Genomic DNA, 20,368 nt, shown 5'->3' on the forward strand with positions numbered 1-20,368 from the left:
TTATAGCTTCACTGCGATATAACCTTTAGAAGGTTTCGAAAAAGGCTACCCCGCAATGCATGGTACTTAACAATTGGGGTAGCCGGCGATTATGGAAAGGCTGTCACGGACTACTCGGCAAAATATGTCCGTTGACAGCTCTTTTTTTGGTTTTTAGCTGACTTTTTTCTTTTGTATACCAGCCAAAACCCTTCGTATTTCGTTCGCTTTCCGCATTTCTTTGAGGCTCTCGCCGTCGTTGCGGTTATCTATTATTTCCTTGAACTCGACAAGCTTTTGGATGTAGGCGTCCAACGCTTCGGAGATATTTTCCCCGTTTTGTTTGAAAATCGGGGCCCACATTTCCGGCGAACTCTTGGCAAGCCTGACTGTGGAGGAAAAACCCGAACCCGCCATATTGAAGATGTTCTTCTCGTTTTTCTCCTTTTCCAAAACCGTTAGCCCCAAAGCGAACGAGCTGATATGGCTCAAGTGCGAAACGTAAGCGATATGCAGGTCGTGTTCGGCGGCGCCCATATAAGAAAGGTGCATATTCATGCTTTTGAAAATCCGCTTGTTCAAGTCCACGGCGTCTTTGTCGCTTCGGTTGACTTCGCAGAAAATCATCATCTTGTTGTGAAGCAAATGGGCGAAAGCGGCTTCGGGGCCAGAGTTCTCCGTACCGGCAATGGGGTGGAGGGCCACATAACGTCCTCGTTTCGGATGGTTTTCGGCTATTTCACACAGCGCCTCTTTAGTGGAACCGAAGTCGATAAGTATCGCTTTTTCGTCCAATAAGTCCAGCGCTTCGGGAAGTTGGCGGTGCATGACGTTTACGGGCGTGGCCAAAACGGCCAAATCGCAAGTGGAAATGCCTTCATCATATTCCTTGATCTCGTCGGCGATGCCCAACTTTAGAGCCTTGTCCGCATTTTCCGGGTTTTTATCTACTCCTATTATATTAGTCTCGGGAAATTTCTCTTTCATTGCAAGGGCAAACGATCCTCCCAGCAATCCTAGTCCAACTACGCAAACATTCATCTTAGGCGGCTTTTTTCACTTGGTTGAGATTGAATTTCGACAGCCTGCCCAATACCGTGCGCAGTTTGTCTTCGGGCGTACAAAGCGAGATGCGGATATAGCGCTCTCCCTTTTCTCCGAAAATAAATCCGGGTGACAGGAAAACATGGTATTCGTAAAGCAGATGATCCACAAGTTTCTCGGCACTTTCTATCGAGTCGTTGATTTTCGCCCAGAGAAACATTCCCGTTTGTCCTTTTGAGTATTCGCAACCCAGGCTGTCCAGAATTTCTTCGGCCACCACTTTTCTGTCGGCGTAAATCTTATTCTGGCTTTTGTGCCACCCTTCGGAATTCGAAAGGGCTTTTGCCGCCGCCTTCTGAATAGGCAGGAACATGCCCGAATCCACGTTACTTTTTATCTTGATGATTTCGTCAAGGTAATCGGTTGCGCCGTTGATCCATCCAATTCTCCATCCGGCCATATTGTGCGACTTACTCATGGAGTTGAGTTCAACGGCCACTTCTTTCGCACCCGGAACGCTTAGGATACTGATCGGTTTTTTCTCGTTTAGAATCAGGCTGTACGGATTGTCATGGCAAAGCAAAATTCTTTTTCTTTTGGCGAAAGCCACCAATTTCTCAAACAAGCTGGCGCTGGCTGGCGCTCCGGTAGGCATGTTCGGGTAATTTATCCACATGATTTTCACCTTGGCCAGGTCCATGGTTTCGAGCTTGTCGAAATCAGGTTCCCAAGTGCCTTCCACCATCGGAAATTCACGAACTGTGGCACCTACCATTTCCGAAACAGAGCGGTACGCGGGGTAACCGAGTTCCGGAACCAAAACCTCGTCGCCGGGATTGAGAAAAGCCAGCGAGATATGCGTGATTCCTTCCTTGGAGCCCATCAGTGGAAGAATTTCGTTGGTGGCGTCGAGTTTGACACCGTAATATCGCAGATACCATTTGGAAATCGATTCGCGCAATTCCGGCAAGCCTCGGTAAGGCTGATAAGCGTGGTTTTGTGGTTTTGCGGCTTCCTGTTGCAACGTCGAGATGGTCTCTTGCGACGGTGCCAAATCGGGGCTTCCGATGCCAATGTTAATCACGTCGAACCCGCGTTCGGCCAGTTGGCGTACCTCCTGCAGCTTTGCTGAGAAGTAGTACTCTTTTACGCGGTTCAAGCGGTTGGCTCTGCTGATAATCATTGCTGTATTTGTAGTTAGGTCAAGACTAGACGGTACCGGATTTCGATTCGCGAAACCGGGCATAAAGGATAGGAAACTGTAGGGTAAGAGATGCCGATTACGCTTGATAATAATAAGCGCAGTAATAAAAATACTGGTAGCAGTAGTGCTTGCGATATGTAGTCGTAAAGCTCAGCATCGATAGATGTATCTGGACCCAAAAGTAGTCAGTCATTTTGTTAAAACCAATGGTCTTCTGTTTTTTTTGATGCAAATATATTTTTCAATACATATTATTAATAAATCCTTAAAGAAGCTTTGTGTTCATTGCTTCCTTATTAATGGAGTTCTGTCCTGTATTTTTCTCTAGGGTACCGATTATGAATATAAACTAAGAGTTAGAGAAGGAAACTGGAAGCTACTGGCCTATGGATTTTACCCATTGTTTGATCTTCGGTTTTTGGAAAGGTGGAAGGATTTTATTTAGTTGTTTTTTGGATTGGAATAGTATTTTTCGCAGGTTTATAGCACAGTATAGCATAGTATAGGTTTTTATGAGGATCGCTTTATTTGTTCCCTGTTATGTCGACCGTTTTTTTCCGAAAGTGGCGATCTCGACATTCCAGGTTTTGAAAAAACTCGGTTACGAGCCTGAAGTCCCATCCGGCCAAACCTGTTGTGGCCAACCTCTTGGAAATTCCGGTTTTGAGGCCGAGGCTAAAGAGGTGGCCGACCATTTCGACGATTTGTTTGCGGATTATGATTACGTGGTTGGCCCGAGCGGTAGTTGCGTTGATTACGCCGTAGAGCACCATGGCGAGAAAGAAGGCGAGCGCCGTATTTATGAATTGTCCGAATTTTTGAGCGATGTGGCGGAGATGCCCGACTATTCCGGGACTTTTGATTGGAAAGTGGGGTTGCACCAAAGTTGCCACGGGTTGAGAAACTTGAGATTGGGATCTTCTTCTGAGACTGTCAGTGAGTGTTTTTCCAAACCTGGATCGCTTTTGGCCGGAATCCCGGGTCTTGAGCTGGTGGAGTTGGAGCGCAAGGATGAGTGTTGCGGTTTTGGAGGCGCCTTTTGTGTGGACGAGGCTGATGTTTCCGCCAAAATGGGCAAGGACCGTTTGGCCGATCACGAGAGAAGCGGGACGGAAGTATTGACAGCCGTCGATATGTCCTGCCTGATGCATTTGAAGGGGTTGATCGATCGGAAAAAATCCGGAATCAAGGTGATGCACATTGCCGAAATTATAAACGAGGCGCTATGAAGATGTTGCATGCGAAAAATGCCGGTGAGTTTCTCAAAAATGAAAAAGCCGTCGATAGCCACGACAAAGCGCTTTGGTTTGTGCGGGCGAAGCGTGACAAAGCGGTAAACAAACTGCCGGAATGGGAAAGCCTGCGCGAGACAGCTTCCGGCATCAAGGCGCATACGCTGTCCAGGCTTGATGAGTATTTGGAAGAATTTGAGCGAAAAGCTACCGAAAACGGTATAAAAGTGCATTGGGCCGAAACGGCGGAGGACCATAACCATTTGGTACGTCAAATTTTGGAAACCCACAATGTTCGGAAAGTAGTGAAAAGCAAGTCGATGCTTACCGAAGAATGCGGGCTGAACCCGTTTCTCGAAGCGTCGGGAATTGATGTGGTGGATACCGATTTGGGCGAGCGGATTGTTCAGCTGGCACACGAACCGCCAAGTCATATCGTCTTGCCGGCGATTCACAAAACCAAAGAGCAGGTAGGCGAGCTTTTCTGGGAAAAAATGGGGACGGAGGCCGGAAACAACGATCCGAGCTACCTGACGGGAGAAGCCAGAAAAGATCTGCGCCGAAAGTTTTTGGAAGCGGACGGCGCAATTACGGGCGTGAATTTCGCCATAGCCGAAACTGGTGAGTTTGTGGTGTGTACCAACGAGGGAAACGCCGATATGGGCGCCCATTTGGCGAAGGTCCACGTCGCTTGTATGGGGATCGAGAAGATTCTTCCGAAGCGCGAGCATCTCGGCGTTTTTCTGAGAATGTTGGCCCGAAATGCTACAGGACAGGCTGTTACCACTTACAGTTCACATTTTTCCAAACCGAGGAAAGGAGCCGAAATCCATATCGTAATCGTGGACAACGGGCGCTCGAAACAACTCGGTAGGGAAGATTTCCGGGCTTCGCTGAAGTGTATCCGTTGCGGCGCCTGCCTGAACACTTGCCCCGTTTACCGCAGAAGTGGCGGCCACTCTTACGGTTCGGTTATTCCCGGGCCTATCGGAGCGATTCTTTCGCCCGGAATTGATTTGAAAAAACACGCTTCGTTGCCTTACGCCTCCACGCTGTGCGGATCTTGTTCCGATGTTTGCCCGGTCAAAATCGACATTCACACACAGCTTTATAAGTGGCGTCAGATTGTGGCGAAAGAGAAATATTTGCCGGCTTCCAAAAGAATGATGATGGGAGGGATGTCCAAGATAATGGCTAGCCCAAAGGCGTTTGAGATGGCTGGAAAAGCGGGAGCTTGGGCTTTGAAAGTAGTGCCTCGCGGTATTGTTTACGGCCCTTGGAACCCTTGGGGGAAGGAGAGGGAAATGCCGGAAGTGCCTAAGCAGACTTTTGGAGAATGGTATAAGGAGTACGAACAACAAGAGAGCGAAAATGGAAACGCGAAATAGAATACTGTCGAGGGTAAGCCGGAATAAGCCGGAAGCGGTTCCGTGTCCGGCAATACCGGATTTTGCGAAGCAAGAGAGCGATTTATTACATCGTTTCTCCGAGAATCTGGAAATGGCCGGCGGTTCTTCTTTTTTGGTGGATGAAAATAGCCTGGAAGAGAAAATCAATGAGGTTTTCGCTTCGCCGGAGTCTGCGCTTTGGGCTTTCGGGCCAAACGATCGGGAGCTTTCTGTCGAGGAACTCCAATCGCCATCATTATTGGACGGAATCGATTTGGTGATCCTGAATGGCAAATTTATGGTGGCCGAAAACGGAGCCGTTTGGCTGGATGAAACTGTTTTGCCTGCCAGGGCCTTGATGTGTTTGGCTGAAAGGGTGGCTATCGTCGTTTCCGATGACGAAATCGTGGCGGATATGCACGAAGCTTACTCCAAGCTTTCGGGAATGGATGGCGGTGGTTTCGGCTTGTTTTTGTCCGGACCGTCCAAAACCGCGGATATCGAGCAATCGCTTGTGCTCGGAGCTCACGGGGCCAAAACCCTTTCTATTTTTGTGATTAAAACTAAATCGAAATAGCTACCTGTAAATGTGTCCTGACTTTCTTTTCGGAATGTTAGGACATCGAAATCTATTTTTCAAACCCTAAATGATTTCCAACATGACCAATCAAACTCAATCGTCCGTAGCCGAGGACGTAAAGGTTTACAAGCAGTTTATCAACGGCGAATTTGTCGATACGAATTCGGGATCTTATTATGACGTAATCAACCCTTGTACGGAAGAGGTGCTTAGCCAAGTGGCCAACGGGGACGCCGAAGACGCCCGTTTGGCGTTGGAAGCCGCCCGCAACTCGCAAGACGCTTGGGCGAAACTCGCCGCTTGCGAAAGGGCTGGTTATTTGAAAGAAATGGCCAGAATTACCCGTGAGAACAGAGTGGAGCTGGCGACGATTTTGGCTAAAGAACAAGCCAAGATCCTTCCTTTGGCCCAAGTGGAAATCGACGTGACGGCCGAATATTTTGATTATAACGCCGGTTGGGCGCGTCGCGTGGAAGGCGAAATCATCCAGAGCGACAACCCTAAAGAGAATATTTACCTCTATAAAATGCCGATAGGGGTGACCGTGGGTATTTGCCCTTGGAACTTCCCGTTTTTCGTAATGGCCAGAAAAGTGGCTCCGGCTTTGGTTACGGGCAACACCAGCGTAATTAAGCCTAGCTCATTCGCTCCGAACACGATTATGCGTTTTGTGGAGTTGATCCAAGGTATTGGTTTGCCGAAAGGCGTATTGAACGTAATCTGCGGTTGGGGTTCCGATTGCGGACACGCTTTGGCCAGTAGCCCGATCACGGGTCTGGTAAGCTTGACCGGAAGCGTGGAAGCGGGCGAAAAAGTGATGGCCGCTTGCGCTCCGAATATCACGAAAGTGAATTTGGAACTTGGCGGAAAAGCTCCGGCAATCGTATGCGAAGACGCCGATTTGGAATTGGCCGTTACGGCGATCGTTAACTCGCGCGTGATTTACAGCGGGCAGGTTTGTAACTGCGCCGAGCGCGTATACGTGCACGAAGACGTTTACGAGCAGTTTATGGAAATGCTCGTTAAGCGCATGAGCGAGGTGAAAGTGGGTGACGCTTTGGCCGAAGATACGCCTGATATGAGTAGCCAAATCTCGCTTCAGCAATTGGAGAAAATCGAGGCTATGGTAGCCCGTGCCGTTGAGGAAGGATGTGAGGTTCTGACTGGCGGTGCCCGTGACGATCGTTTCGAGACCGGCTTCTTCTTTCAGCCTACGGTTTTGGCGAATTGCCGTCAGGAAATGGAAGTTATTCAGAAAGAAGTTTTCGGCCCCGTTCTTCCTGTCGTTAAGGTTAAGGATTTTGATGAGGCGATCGCTTTGGCTAATGACAGCGAGTACGGTCTGACTTCTTCGGTTTATACCCAAGACGCCAACAAAGCGATGAAGGCCGTAAACGAGATCAAGTTTGGCGAGACATATATCAACCGCCACAACTTTGAGGCTATCCAAGGCTTCCACGCTGGATGGAGAAAGTCGGGAATTGGCGGAGCGGACGGCAAACACGGAATGGAAGAGTATTTACAGACCAGAATGATATACTGGGAAAGGCATTGATGCGTTATTTCGTTAAGCGATGGGCGGTTTCCGGACAGCGGAACCGTCCATTGTTTTTGCGGTTTGGCTCAAATCCGTATTTTTACCGAAACGAAATAAAACAGTGCAAATGAAATCTGCCCCGATTTTAACCTTGATTCTCTTTTTAGCGGCGAAAAGCGCCGTTTTTTCTCAGAGTGTGCCTTCGTTAGTCGACGACACCGACCTTAAGCTGTATGTAGGCATCGAAGACTCTGTGAATAGCCTGAAAAGTAAGCTGATGGCTGAATACCGTGATTTGGTGGTGTCGGACCCGCTGATGGCCTCGGGAAAACGATTTCTTGAGATCAGGTCGATGGCAAAAGACCAAGGCTCATTAGCCGATAAGGTAACCGCTGACGAGTTGTCTGCCTTCAGGCATTTGGAAGAGTGTTACGAAAGCTATCAGGATTCTTTAAGGATTGTCAAGACGGAGCTTTTGGTGTCTGAATTGGGAATTGAAAAATTTAATATGATACGGCGGGCCATACGTGAAAACGAGGAAGTCCGGGCAAGGTATGAGATCTTTGCCAGAAAAGAAGAGGTGGCTTTATAAAGTCACCATTTTTTTTGGATCAATGTCTGGAGGCTATCCAATGGTATCTTAAGCTCGTAGCCTTCGACCATGTTGTCCGTTATTTTTCCCGGATTGTAGTAAAACAGAATTCCGTCTTCGGTCAGTGCGGAATTGTCGGAAAGATAGAACCTGTTGCCCTCAAATAGAAAACCGGCTTTGAATAGATTCTCGTCGGTCGTAAGGCCTTGTTTTTTTCTGAATATTGATTCTCCGAGGTTTGTGAGCTTTTCGTCGTATCCGGGTTTCAGGAAGTTGTCCAGTGTCTGGCTTTTCCCGGTTTTCGGGTCCAAAAGGAAAAGACGCAACCTTTCGAATTGTCTTTCGCTGTTCAGTCCGTTGCTTTCAAAGGAAAGGCTAAGTGCGTTTGGGCTTAGGTAGAGCACCCTCTCGTAAAAATTAGAAGTGTGTTTGCTCAGGCTGTCGATTCCTTTTTTTCTCCTGAATCTTTTATACAGCCCGATGTATTTGTCAATTTTGGTTTCGATTTCGTTGATGTCGCTTGCGCCGAAATGGGAGGCGATTTTCTGATTGATGTTGTCGCGTGTTTTCTGGGAATTGGCCGAAACGAACTCTGGATAACTTACGGTTATGGTTAGGAGAGGAGGTTGGTCCAAATGCTTTTTTTCAAAACTAACGATTTTGTAAGCGATATTTTCCGGCCCCTCTATAATCTGGTTTTCATTGATTTTCGATTCTGATTTTTCCGATTTTTTAGAGCAACCGAAGACAAGCGAAATAAAGAGGCCTAAGACGGCAAGGCGTAAGAATGATCCCATTTGTAGTGTCTTGCTTTTTCGAAAGAAATATGCCAGAGAAAGTTAGACTTTACTCTGGCATAAATCAAACGTGCGGAATTTACCGAGGTCATATTATGGTATTCTTCCGATTAATACTTTTTCTAGTCTTGAATCATTACTTCAACTCGTCTATTCGTATATCTGTTTTCCGGACTGTCATTTGGTTTTAGCGGTTCGGTCTCGCCTTTGCTTTCCGTGGAAATCCGGTCGGGGCTTATGCCCAGTTGTTGGAAGATGATTTTTACGGCTTTGGCTCGTTCCAGTCCCAATTTGTGATTATACTCGGCCTCGCCTATGTTATCGGTGTGGCCGATCAGCGTTATTTTGCCGGTTTTTCCCATTAAGCTGACCAAGGCTTTTATGGAGTTCATCCTTCCCTCGTCGTTCAGGTCAGACTCATCGAAGGAGAATCGGATATTTGCCAAGAGACGTTTCTCGGGAGGTGTTCCGGCTTTTGGAAGTTTGGTTTCGGGAGTTATTTCCGGTTTTTCGATTTTCGGTTCGGCACTTTGTCTTTCTTTATTCTCGGTTTCTGTTTCTGTGGTGTTGGATGTATCCGCAGTTTTTTTGACTGGCTTGAGTTGCGCTCTTGCCCGGTGTTTTTTTCCTGTTTTCGGTCTTGATTTCCTTTTCTTTCTATCTTTCCATTTTAAGTGGGAGAGTTTCTGCACTTGCCTTCTGTAAACAAGCGAGATTTCCGTGGCGGAATTTACGGCGTTGGTTGCGCCTTCGATTGGGATATCTTGCCCAACTCTGACGCTCCATTTGTTCCAATCGAGCCCTATGCGTGCGTGCGGGCCATATGATGTGCTGTAGGCTAATCCGGCTACGGCCTTTGCGTTATACATATTGCCGGGAAGGCGTAAATGTCTCAAGCTTCGCGATACTTCCCCGCCAATTTGCGCCCGGGTGTTTCCGGCTTGGTTGCTTATCAAAATTTGCGGATAAATGGCCCAATCCCTGTTTTTGAACGCCCTGTATTTCGCATAAAGCGAAGTGGTGGAGGGATAACTGTAATCCTGTTCCATCCATGAGGCGTCGGGAGAGTTAAGGTCGTGTCCTGAAAGTCCGACTTGGAGAATAATGTCCTCCTTTTTGTCATAAAGCGTATAGGCGAATCCGGCTCCTATCCCGAAAAACGTCTTCGAAAAATCCAGTCCGGGCTCGTTAATCGGCAGGTCCCTGCCAAATCCGAATCCGTCGATATATTGGGACCCGGTCACGATGTTTTTCGGGTTCAGTTTCTGGATATGAGACGTTCCTGAAAGGGCAAAGCTGACGTACGACTTTTTGGTCAATGTCAGGCCTGTTCCAAGAAACAGCTGGTATTCTTGGTTGGAAAGGGCGCCGTCTCCGGCCGTGCGGTCATTGATCACATTAAAGCCGACGCTTCCAAACGGTTTTTTGCGCAACAGAAAGGGGTGGGAGTACCCAGCTCCAACAGCATTTACGTTGAAACCGGGTGTCATGGATTGGTTGCGATATATTAAGTTGCCCACAGCGTAGTTTGATACGCCCAAGGCTGGGTTTACCCGACTCTTGTTTTGGTCGAAGAGCGAAAAATCCAGTCTTTGGGCATAACCCGAAAGCAGGGACAAAATGACCGTAAAGGCCGTTAAGATAAATTTCTTCATTGGAGTGAGTGTGTCGGTTAGCGGATAAGTCTTATCGGGCCTGTGGTTTCGCCCTCGGCGTTAAGATCTCTTCCGCTTTCAAATTTGCCTTCCAGTTTCCAGTAGTAAATCCCGGCGGGTTGTTTCTGTCCGTCTTTGGTGCCGTTCCAGCCTTGGGATCGAGCTTCTTGCAAGTCGTTAGTCTCATACATCAGGATTCCCTGCCTGTTGAAAATCCGCAAACGGAAGTTTTGCGTTACCGCATTGCCGTATACTTTGAACTGTTCGTTGCGGCCGTCATCGTTCGGCGAGAACATATTCGGGATATGAAGCGAGTGTTTTACCGTAACGGTAGTTTCGTCAGAGTTTTTACAGCCGAGGTTGTCTGTGCCTGTTACGCTGTATTTCGTGTCTTCTGTTGGCGATACTGTTACTATGGCGCCTTCAGAGTCTTCTAATCCGTTGGCGGGCTCCCAAATATAGGTTGAGGCTCCCGAAGCTTTCAGGTCAACGGTAGATCCGTAATCGATAGTCGGGTTTTGGGGTGAAATGCTAACGTCCGGTTGTTGACCCTGCACTCTTACCTGGCCGTAGAAGCACTTCAAGTTATTGTCGAACCATATTTTGTAGTGTTGTACGTCTTTGTGGTCAACGGTTATGTTCGGGTCGGTTCCTTCTGCGCCGGTTGCGGTGTTTTCCCAAGAGTAGATCTCCGGTTTCGGCCCGACCGGTAGTTTTGCGCTCCCACCAAGGCAAACTTTCAGTTCATCATCGAAGAATGTGGGTTTTGTGCCGTCGGGGACTGTTACTTGCCAGCGAAAATTTTTCGGAGTCCCCGAACTATCTTTGTATCTGGCGTATATAATTTCATTTTCCGAGGCTTGCTTTTGTAAGGTGACATGTTGGCCTAAAACTCCGTCGACACTCGAGTACCAATCGGCTAATACAGTAACGTCAGGTACTTTTAGCGTCATCATGTCTCCGGGGCAATGAAACAGGTATTCGGTGTTAAGCCCGAAAATAAATGTATAGCCTCCACCGCATGCTCCCGTACATTGGCTGATATTGAACGCGTTGTCTACGGCTTCTATTCTAATTAGATAATCTCCCTTTATAGTAAAATCCTCAATCGTGATTTTGGACATACCGTCAAGCCTGCCTCTGCCGGTTATTTGTCTCCGTTTTTCCAAACTAGGGTGGAGGAAGTAATATCCTTGGCGGAAGAACTTTTCATCCAATGGTTGCTCCAGCAATTCGATACGATATTCGTAAGATAAAGCCTCTTTAGGAGTTTCATCCGTTACCGATCCTTTAATGAAAATTGATACGGTATCTTCTTCAAACGCTGTCGTAATATCGGAAATTCCAATATGCGGAGGTTTGTTCTCGGGAGCCAGGTTTTCGATAATATGTGTTTCGGTCCCTTTGACCAAAAGGATGTCCAAATCCCGGTCGTTGTTGATGTCCGCTGGGTATCCTTTAAAGCCTTTCAAATCCGTGTCAGGAGCCAGAATGGTTTCCGTGTATGAATCCGTGACGGGATCATAAATAAGAAGCAATGGGTTCTGGTTTTCCGAAAAGACCAATATGTCGCTTCTGCCGTCAGAAGTAAAGTCAGCAGAAAAGATGTCGATGATATTATCGGCTGAAGTCGGGATGATTTTTTCAGCCATATAGGGAAGGGAACTGATTTTAATACTATTATCTTCCGTAACGGATGCCAATGAAGGAATTCCATCATCGTTGAAATCTTCAAAGCTGATAACGTCCAGTTTGTGTGGATTCGGAAAAGGGAGGGTTGAGAATTTAAATCCTTTTTCGGAAATCAGGCCATTGAATTTATCCTTTCCGGACAAGAGGATATCCGTAATGTTGTCATTGTTGAGGTCACGGAGATAAAGATTTTCCTGGATTCCGGCATTCCCAATGTATCGGATAGAAGCGGTGGAATCTTGTGCGATGGATGCGATTTTGATCGTTTGGTCTTCGCATAACATCACGAAATCGTTCCTGCCGTCTTGGTTGTAGTCCAGGCTTTTGATCTTCTTCGGTTTGGTATAGATCAATAGTATGTCGGAGAAGCCGAGGCTGTATTCCACGGGTTTTTCCTTGTTGTTTGTTATCGTGCCGTCGTACGCTTGAAAAACGTATAGACCTTCGTGGTCCGTCCCCGTAAAATAGAGGTCGGGTATGTTGTCCCTGTTCGTTTGCCCGAAAAAGACACGCAAATCGTTTTTGATTCGGAGTCTGGAAGGCGTAATGTCTTTCCGTTTGTAAACAGAGTCCACGGGATCGAGAAAATAGGCGAAAATCTGCGAACCTTCACTGGTGTGCGTCAAGATGTCAAGGGAACCGTTATTGTCCAGGTCAATCCACGTCAACATTGCGTTTTGGGGCAGGGGCGTGTCAAGTTTTTCCTCCGGATAAATGCGGAAACCTTGGGCGCTGGCGTATTCGGCCGAAAAGGCGACGGAAAAAAGGAAAAGCGCGAAGAATAATTTTTTCATTGGGCTTTACTTCTCTTTGTAAAATTGGAAAGACAGAGAAAAACGAGAGCTTACGGCTTTGCCGTTCTCGATGGCCGGTTTCCATTTTGGCATAGTTTCCAAAATCCTGACGGCCTCTTCCTTGAACGCTTTGTGCGGAGCTTTCCCGATACTGATATTCTTGATAGTGCCGAACTCGTCGACATCGAATTCGGCCAGAACGGTTACTTCGTCAGCGATTTTGCGTTTGTTCCGAAGCTTTTCGGGGTAAATAATCGCCGTATCCAGAAACGCGTAAAAGCGGTCGAAGCCAATCACGGGCATGGCGTCAGAGTTTAGTGAGGCCGATGTGATATTTTCCTTTGCCGTTTCCTGTGGTTCGGCAAGGATTTCCACCTCTTCTTCTTGGCTTTCGGTTTCCAAAGCTATTTCTGGCTTGTCAATCTGGGCTTCGGTTGCTTGATCTTCGTTCTGGACTTCGACGCTATGGTCTGCTGCCGCTGGAACTTTGGCGCTTTCGGCGACTGCGGATGTTTCCTGTTTCTTTATTGCCTTGTCGAAAATTTCCACTTTGGGAACATTTGGACTTTCGCTCTCCTGAGTCTCTGCTTCCGTGTGGAGTTTTATGTCTTTAGCCTGTTTTTTTATTTCTAAAGTTTCGGTTTCCGGTATTTCCAAACCGGTTTTTTCCTCGTTTAGAGTGATTGGTTCCGGTGATGAAAGCGTGAACTCTGGCTCAGGCGCTTTGCCGAGAAAAAACAGAGTGGTCGCGGCACCGGCGATAAGTCCGTAAGAGATCATGGCAAACGGAGACTTGAAAATGGATTCCGTCCGAACAGCAGAAGCTGTTGCGGCGTGTTGTTCCAGAATCTTGTCAAAGTCCATGTGTTTTCTCATGTTCTCTGCGGAGACCGGCCGGTATTCGTATTCGACGATGTGAGGTTTGTTTCTTGATTTCATCTTAAGCGTATTTGGACTGTGCGGTCTCGCAGGCCTTGCGCAGTTTTTTGTAAAGTCTGTGGGCGCGTTGTTTGATGTTGTTCTCGTTTGTTCCGAGAACTTCGCCTATGTCGCGATAATTGAGTTCCTGCTGGAATCGCAATTCCAGTAAATACGCGTCCTTTTCATTCAGTCCCGAAACGGCGGCTTGCAGAATGTTCCGGTCTTTGGGGTCTTCCGGGTCGAACCACAGGTCCACGTCTTTTTCCAAATTGCCGAGGGTCTGCTCGTCGAGGAAGACGTACATCTGTTTTTTCTTGTCACGGAAATGTTGGCGCACCTCGTTCAGTGCGATGCGGTAAAGCCACGCCGAAAAAGGGAATCCCCTGTGTTCGTATTTATGAAGACTGTTCAGAGCGCTGAGAAACACTTGTGAGGTGATGTCGGCCGCCAGATGCTCGTCGTAAACCTTTCGGTGGATAAAGTTGAATATCTTTCCGAAGTATTTCTCGTAGAGTTCCCTGAAATGGGCCGGATCCTTCTTTGCTTGCTCAATGATCTGTTCTTCTTCTTTGTTGAAAGTAGTACTGAGCACGTTTACTTTTTGATTGATTTCAATAGTGATAATGCCGTATTTCTTTGAAGTTACACTTTCAGGGCGTTTTTAAGCGTGTTTTTACGTTTTGACCGCCGATGTTTCCAGCTAAGCCGGACATTTTCTTACTTTTTAAAAAATAATAACCAGGTTTCAAGGTAAAAAGCGCTTTTGGTGATCCTAAAGTACCTTTTGGGTAATCCGAAAAGACTATCGCCGATTTTAGCCTTGAAATGTACTAGATGGTAAAGGTTTTCGGGATAAACCATTTTCAAGCATGGGAGTTCCGCTAACATACTTTCTTCCAATGTTTCGTCACCGATCACCACAACGATTTTCCTCCAATCGACAGTCCGGAGGTCACGGGCGCGCCGTTTTTCCGCCGGGCACCGTAGTGCAGGCCATGATGACACGGGGACAACTGGAGGAAGCTTTTGTCTCTACAGGAACGGATATGTCTAAGGGAATGCCTTCGTATATCGACGCTCTCGCCAGATTGTTGCAGCGCTATCACGCCGTTCCGGGCGTGGAGGATGACCAGGATATTCAGGAACGTTTTTCTTTGCTTTACGATCTTAAAAGGATGGTCTTTCATTGGTTCAATGAAAACCCGATTGCGCACCGGAGAATCAAGGAAGACATTCCGGAAATGAGAACGCACAATTTGGTGTTTAAACTGATGGGGGAAATACAGGAAGAGCACGCCAAATTGATGGTGGTGATTATCAATAAGAAAAAGCCGTTGTGGGTGCCGGACCAAACTCCCGGTGGAGGACCCGCTGATCCGGAAACGCAGGCGCTTTGGACGGAGCTGACGGGAGCGAGCCCGACCTTAGGCATAAGCGAACGGGGCGGGGGAGATTATGACGGATTCGTGTATATGGGTTTCCGTTCCCGGACCTATTCAGCCTTGGCCAGACTTATGGAAGGGGAGCGCGGCAGGGCTCTAGTCCGGGCAATGATGAAGGCGGAAAAGAACCCGACAATGCTATACCCGACAGCCTCGCCGGACTATTTCAAGAATGCGAAATATAAGAACGCTACACGGCGAACCCGGGAAATGGATAATTTGGGACTTAAATCCGGACCGGAACCGATGCGTTTGTACGGCTTGAATTATGATTGTAAGGATACCGCCTTTTTAAGGTATGATACCTCTTGGAGTGAACAAATCCAGGTAGCGACCAAAGAAGCTTACAGGCCAAGGCCCAAAAGCACGAAAGCGACAACGGCGGCCGGCTTGGAATTAGGTGTTTACAAGCAAAGCGATGCGGTGGAAGAGGAAGAAATTGACCAATGGCTGGATATCGAAAGTACGCCGGAAGTCCAAACTACGGAGGGAGGTTATACGCCGTCGCCGTATTTTCTGAACTTGGCGGATATGTTCTACCACGATCTTTCGGAGAACAAGTCTTTTTTGGAGGAGATGCCCGTATTGCCTAGTCATGCGTATGAGGAAGATCCGGACCTAAAGCATTGGGGGAACAGAAAAAATCATTCCGTAGGGTTAAGAATGAATTTGTTAAGAGAGGAGCAAGGGTTGGCACCGTCAAAATGGTTTTCGAAGTTGAATAATAGGCTTACGGGAAAAGTGGGGCGCCAGCCTGTTCGCTCATAAAGTCGTTATAGGGCTTTTCCGCTTCTTATTTTCAGGTCACGAATTACTTTTACGCCGTAATACCCTTTTTCTTTAGGTAGATAGAATTCCTTCCTTAAGAATGTGACCGCTACGTTTTTGCCTCTTACGGTTTCAAATTTATCACTCAAGATATCGGCTCCCGGAAAATATTCAAGCCAGAAAAACTCGTGCTTGTGTCCGTTCTCCTCCCTCAAGACGACAATGTTGAATTGGCCTTCCCTTATGGCTTCCAGTTTGCCGTTTAGCGTGCTCAATCCATCGGTGGTTTCGCCAGTGTATGTGCGTTCGTTAAAGCTTGTCGGTTGGTCAAAAGCTTCCGGGCAACGCAACATAATTCCGAAAGCGAGCCTGTCGCCGAGGCGGTCAAGGTCCGCTTCTTTGTCCGTGTCGAAGCCGGATTCGGCTAAGGCTTTTTTATTCACTGTCGCGGCCGTGATTAGACAAAGGCCAAGACGGAAATCGCGCTCCTCTTGATCTTTTGGCGGAGCCGAATATTCTGCGAGACAGTCGCAGGTGTCTTCGGATACCTTGTCTAGAATGTTTTCGGCGGTTTGGCAAAAAGAAATTTGAGGTAAAAGGAGAAGGAGGATGGCGCAAGCGCAGAGACGTGTCATGGAAGAGAAAGTTGGTTGCGCTCGGGGGATCGCATAATTGTAAATGATTTTATTAATATAGACTCGATTATTCGATTGTGCAAGAATTCTGTGTCGCCATTTTGGCCCGACCCTCTGATGGCTTTGATTATTTGCCGTTGCAAAGCTTTCCGAAATGTTTATTTTTGCCTACGCTCCGAATAGGGTTTGATTTAGAAAAAAGATATTGATGACTAACAAGCATATTTCGATAATAGCGGACGAGCTTTCCGTTCGCGTCGATCAGGTCTCGGCTACGGTTGACTTGCTCGACGAAGGCGCTACGGTACCTTTCATTTCCCGTTACCGTAAAGAAGCTACCGGTAGCCTCGACGAGGTGGCGGTAGCGGCGGTGCGTGACCGTATTGAGCAGTTGCGCGAGTTGGATAAGCGCCGGGAGGCTATTTTGAAGTCGCTCAAAGACCAAGAGAAGCTGACGCCCGAGCTTGAAAAGGCCGTAATGGAAGCGTCCACAATGGCCGAGTTGGAAGATATTTATTTGCCTTACAAACCTAAGCGCCGTACCAAAGCGACGATCGCCCGCGAGAAAGGCTTGGAACCGTTGGCCAAAGAGCTTTTCGAGCAGGGTTCGGATATGGATCTGGAAGAGTTCGCAGCGCAGTTTGTGGATGAGGGCAAAGAGGTGAAGGATGTGGAGGAAGCCTTGAAAGGCGCCCGCGACATCATAGCCGAATGGATAAACGAGGATCAGGAAGCCCGTTCCGAAATGCGGGAATTTTTTGCCAAAGAGGGAACTTTCAAAGCCCGCGTGATTCCGGGAAAGGAAGAGGAAGGCAAGAAGTACAAGGATTACTTCGAATGGGACGAGCCGATTGAGAAAGCGCCTTCGCACCGCGTGTTGGCGATGCGTCGCGCCGAGAAGGAAATGGTCATTATGCTCGATTCCTGTCCCGACGCCGACGAGGCTGTTGATATGCTTGACCGTCGTTTTGTCCACGGTTCGGGTCCGGTGGCGGAGCAAGTGGCTACTGCGGCCAAAGATTCTTACAAGCGACTTCTGAAACCGTCAATGGAAACGGAAGTCCGAATGGAATCGAAAAAGAAAGCGGACGAGGAAGCTATTCGCGTGTTCTCGGAGAATTTGCGGGAATTGCTGTTGGCGGCGCCATTGGGACGTAAGCGCGTTATGGCCATCGATCCCGGATTCCGTACGGGCTGTAAAGTCGTGATGCTCGACGAGCAAGGCAAGCTTTTGGACCACACGGTAATCTATCCGACCAACGGCCAACGCCAGCAAATGGAAGCCGAAGCCAACGTGAAAGCTTACTGCGAACGCTTTGACGTGGAGGCGATCGCTATCGGTAATGGAACGGCGAGTCGCGAGACGGAGTCGTTTGTCAACTCTCTTGGTTTGCCAAAAAGTATCTCCGTAGTGATGGTGAACGAAAGCGGAGCCTCGATTTACTCTGCATCGGAAGTGGCGCGCGAAGAGTTCCCTGACCACGATATCACCGTTCGCGGATCAGTGTCGATTGGACGTAGATTGATGGATCCTTTGGCCGAACTCGTGAAACTCGATCCGAAATCCATTGGGGTAGGGCAGTACCAGCATGATGTTGACCAGTCGGCTTTGAAAAAAGGCCTTGACGATGTCGTGGTCAGTTGCGTGAACGCCGTGGGCGTGGAAGTGAATACCGCAAGCAAGGAACTGCTTACCTACGTTTCTGGTCTCGGTCCCCAATTGGCAAAAAACATTGTTGAATACCGTAACGAAAACGGCCCGTTCCGTAGCAGAGCCGAATTGAAAAAGGTTCCTCGTTTGGGTGCCAAGGCTTTTGAGCAATGCGCCGGCTTTTTGCGGATTCGTGGGGGCAAAAATCCTCTCGACGCCAGTTCGGTACACCCGGAGCGTTACGATTTGGTGAAGAAAATGGCCAAAGACCTTGGTTCGGGCGTTCAGGAGTTGCTTGATAATGACGGACTTCGTCAGCGAGTGAAGCTTTCGGATTATGTGGACGGCGAAGTGGGTTTGCCTACCTTGGAAGATATCATGGGTGAACTCGAAAAGCCGGGGCGTGACCCTCGCGAAGCTTTCGAGGCGTTCTCATTTGCCGAAGGCGTAAACGAGATTACGGATTTGAGCGTGGGCTTGAAGCTTCCGGGCATCGTGACAAACGTAACTAATTTCGGAGCTTTTGTGGATGTGGGCGTACACCAAGACGGTCTTGTGCATATCTCGCACATCGCCGACCGTTTTGTGAGCGATCCGGCCGAAGTGGTGAAAGTAAGCCAGAAGGTGACTGTTACGGTGGTGGATCTGGATGTGGACCGCCGAAGAATCTCCCTTTCGATGAAAGCTAATCCGTTTGAGGAGAAGAGAGCGCCACAAAGGAATACCCGTAACGAGCGCAAACGCGACGAAAACCGTTTCCAGCCAAGAAAGACAACCAACAGGCAAAGCCCCAACAACCGCCGGGAACAAGACGGCCCTGACGGGGATTTGCAAGCGAAACTTGCGATGTTGAAGGGCAAGTTTAAGAATTAAGGGCGGGTTGATAACTTAGCGCTTCGATTTTTAATTGACGAAAAGGCTTTCTGGGTGACCCGGGAGCCTTTTCGTTTTTTTTGGAATATAATCAAGTAATTATATTTTTGTCCGAAAATATTACTTGTCGATCGCTTTTTCATCTTTTTGCTATGGCGAACATATTCGGAAAAATAAGAAACTTGAATTTCAGCTGGGACAGGCTTGTGGCCATTGTGGCGATGCTTACCAGTACTTGCGCGTTGTTGGTGTCCGCTTACGAGACTTCCATCATGAAAAAGCAACAATATGTGCAGGTGTGGCCCTATGTGGTGCATACATTATCTAACCATACAACTAGCTCCGAAAAGTTGCGAAAGATGGATCTTCCGGATTCTTTGGATCTAAATGAAGTCTCACTCGCTTTCAAAAACAAAGGTTTGGGGCCCGCGATTCTCGAGGAGATAGAGTTTTTGCTTGAAGGTAAGTCATACGAATCGGGAGAGAAAATGATGAATGAGGCTTATAAAAGTTTTAGTGATGGCGAGGACTATCTTTCCACTTCTTTTTCGTCCCTGTCAAAAGGCTCGGTGATAATGGCTAGAGCGGAACATGTTTTCTTTAAAATGATTTGCCCTCCGAAGATGGCGAGGACTTTTTCGGAGTTGGTTAGTTCGGGGCGTATACAGGTTAACTTTCGCTATAGATCTTTGAACGGAGACTGTTGGTGGTTGAAAAAAGGCGATGTTCAGGCCGGGGAAGAGTGTAGGTGACGTTTTTTTGTGGGGTTGTTTCTTTGTAATCCTTTGACTTTTAGTTTAGTCGTTTGTTCCCTGCCAATCGGGAGAAAATTAAATAAACATATTTTTTTATATAAACTTGTGTGCTTTGTGTTTTTCGTATATGTTTGCACGCATAAGATTTGTCAGCATCACTGCTGTGGCGTTTCGCCACGGTCGAAGTAAAGCTTCGGATACATCACTACACGTCAGTGACATTCAGCGTGACTCAACGGTACCAGTAGGTACCATCTAGTCGAGGAATGCTGAGAGTCTGCGACATTTACCTCAACTAGATGGTACCTACTGGTACCCCGTCACGCCTACAGTGACTGAAGGTAGTCCAGAGAAAGATTTAGTGACAAGTCAAAAAGCGGAACTCAATTCGGGTTCCGCTTTTTTTATTCTTTTTAAGCTATAAAAATTAGCTTTCTTATCGAATCGGGTTGTGTTGTAGTGCTTTTGTGGAACCCTAAATTAAACTATATAATTTTTAATTTAAATTTTATTTAGCAGAATAGATTGTCAACCCTGTTTTCAGGGATATTTTCCTCATTAAGCCTATTGAAAAATAAAGCTATAAAAATTGCTATAAAATTTGTGTCAAATGAATTGATCATATATATTTGTAACCATAAGATTTTGTCAGCATCACTGCTGTGGCGTTTCGCCGCGGTCGAAGTAAAGCTTCGGATACATCACTACACGTCAGTGACATTCAGCGTGACTCATCGGCACCATATACGTATATAGTGCTTAGGAATGCTGAAGGTCTGCGACATTTACCTAAGCACTATATACGTATATGGTGCCCCGTCACGCCTAC

General features: G+C 47.5%; 16 protein-coding genes. 8 read left to right on the plus strand and 8 right to left on the minus strand.

Features of this window, described 5'->3' with window-relative positions; translation table 11 throughout:
- Positions 1 to 153: 153 nt before the first annotated feature.
- Both AABK39_RS07380 and AABK39_RS07385 read right to left on the minus strand, forming a co-directional pair.
- Positions 154 to 1,020, minus strand: coding sequence for a prephenate dehydrogenase (locus AABK39_RS07380; protein WP_338394279.1), 867 nt, complete (start codon positions 1,018 to 1,020; stop codon positions 154 to 156).
- A gap of 1 nt (position 1,021) precedes the next feature.
- On the minus strand, positions 1,022 to 2,206 hold the full coding sequence (locus AABK39_RS07385) for a pyridoxal phosphate-dependent aminotransferase (RefSeq protein ID WP_338394280.1): 1,185 nt from the start codon (positions 2,204 to 2,206) through the stop codon (positions 1,022 to 1,024).
- Between the two features lie 533 nt (positions 2,207 to 2,739).
- Between AABK39_RS07385 and AABK39_RS07390 the strand changes: the two genes are divergently transcribed.
- The 5 genes from AABK39_RS07390 (at position 2,740) to AABK39_RS07410 (ending at position 7,556) form a co-directional block, all read left to right on the plus strand.
- On the plus strand, positions 2,740 to 3,456 hold the full coding sequence (locus tag AABK39_RS07390; protein ID WP_338394281.1) for a (Fe-S)-binding protein: 717 nt from the start codon (positions 2,740 to 2,742) through the stop codon (positions 3,454 to 3,456).
- A 2-nt stretch (positions 3,457 to 3,458) separates the two neighbouring features.
- Positions 3,459 to 4,847, plus strand: a complete 1,389-nt coding sequence (locus AABK39_RS07395) for a lactate utilization protein B (protein ID WP_338394676.1) — start codon at positions 3,459 to 3,461, stop codon at positions 4,845 to 4,847.
- Positions 4,831 to 5,424, plus strand: coding sequence for a LutC/YkgG family protein (locus AABK39_RS07400; protein ID WP_338394282.1), 594 nt, complete (start codon positions 4,831 to 4,833; stop codon positions 5,422 to 5,424). Before AABK39_RS07395 ends, AABK39_RS07400 begins: the two co-directional genes overlap by 17 nt.
- Positions 5,425 to 5,506: 82 nt before the next feature.
- Positions 5,507 to 6,982: an aldehyde dehydrogenase gene (aldA, locus tag AABK39_RS07405; protein ID WP_338394283.1), complete on the plus strand. Its 1,476-nt coding sequence runs from the start codon at positions 5,507 to 5,509 to the stop codon at positions 6,980 to 6,982.
- Positions 6,983 to 7,091: 109 nt separating this feature from the next.
- Positions 7,092 to 7,556 carry a hypothetical protein gene (locus AABK39_RS07410; RefSeq protein ID WP_338394284.1) on the plus strand — a complete coding sequence of 155 codons (465 nt, stop codon included), beginning with the start codon at positions 7,092 to 7,094 and terminating at the stop codon, positions 7,554 to 7,556.
- Positions 7,557 to 7,558: 2 nt separating this feature from the next.
- Here AABK39_RS07410 and AABK39_RS07415 read toward each other — a convergent pair whose 3' ends face one another.
- From AABK39_RS07415 to AABK39_RS07435, 5 genes are all read right to left on the minus strand, one after another.
- Positions 7,559 to 8,353 carry an RsiV family protein gene (locus tag AABK39_RS07415; protein WP_338394285.1) on the minus strand — a complete coding sequence of 265 codons (795 nt, stop codon included), beginning with the start codon at positions 8,351 to 8,353 and terminating at the stop codon, positions 7,559 to 7,561.
- A 122-nt stretch (positions 8,354 to 8,475) separates the two neighbouring features.
- Positions 8,476 to 10,008: an OmpA family protein gene (locus AABK39_RS07420; RefSeq protein WP_338394286.1), complete on the minus strand. Its 1,533-nt coding sequence runs from the start codon at positions 10,006 to 10,008 to the stop codon at positions 8,476 to 8,478.
- Positions 10,009 to 10,025: 17 nt separating this feature from the next.
- The gene (locus AABK39_RS07425; protein ID WP_338394287.1) at positions 10,026 to 12,494 is read right to left on the minus strand and encodes a T9SS type B sorting domain-containing protein; all 2,469 of its coding nucleotides are present in this window, start codon (positions 12,492 to 12,494) and stop codon (positions 10,026 to 10,028) included.
- Positions 12,495 to 12,500: 6 nt separating this feature from the next.
- Complete coding sequence (locus AABK39_RS07430; RefSeq protein ID WP_338394288.1) at positions 12,501 to 13,433, minus strand: energy transducer TonB; 933 nt, start codon at positions 13,431 to 13,433, stop codon at positions 12,501 to 12,503.
- A gap of 1 nt (position 13,434) precedes the next feature.
- A complete protein-coding gene (locus AABK39_RS07435; RefSeq protein WP_338394289.1) occupies positions 13,435 to 14,007 on the minus strand; it encodes an RNA polymerase sigma factor in 573 nt (190 codons plus the stop codon).
- A 307-nt stretch (positions 14,008 to 14,314) separates the two neighbouring features.
- Here AABK39_RS07435 and AABK39_RS07440 point away from each other — a divergent pair, with 307 nt between their 5' ends.
- Positions 14,315 to 15,625, plus strand: coding sequence for a hypothetical protein (locus AABK39_RS07440; RefSeq protein ID WP_338394290.1), 1,311 nt, complete (start codon positions 14,315 to 14,317; stop codon positions 15,623 to 15,625).
- 5 nt (positions 15,626 to 15,630) lie between these two features.
- Here the strand turns inward: AABK39_RS07440 and AABK39_RS07445 are convergent, their stop codons facing one another.
- Positions 15,631 to 16,260 (minus strand): hypothetical protein, encoded by a 630-nt coding sequence (locus tag AABK39_RS07445; protein ID WP_338394291.1) that lies wholly within the window; start codon positions 16,258 to 16,260, stop codon positions 15,631 to 15,633.
- Between the two features lie 208 nt (positions 16,261 to 16,468).
- Here AABK39_RS07445 and AABK39_RS07450 point away from each other — a divergent pair, with 208 nt between their 5' ends.
- Positions 16,469 to 18,784: a Tex family protein gene (locus tag AABK39_RS07450; RefSeq protein WP_338394292.1), complete on the plus strand. Its 2,316-nt coding sequence runs from the start codon at positions 16,469 to 16,471 to the stop codon at positions 18,782 to 18,784.
- Positions 18,785 to 18,936: 152 nt separating this feature from the next.
- Entirely contained in the window at positions 18,937 to 19,536 is a 600-nt protein-coding gene (locus tag AABK39_RS07455) for a hypothetical protein (RefSeq protein ID WP_338394293.1), read from the plus strand.
- The last annotated feature ends 832 nt before the right edge of the window (positions 19,537 to 20,368 follow it).

It is taken from the genome of Fulvitalea axinellae (assembly GCF_036492835.1).
GTDB classification, from domain to species: domain Bacteria; phylum Bacteroidota; class Bacteroidia; order Cytophagales; family Cyclobacteriaceae; genus Fulvitalea; species Fulvitalea axinellae.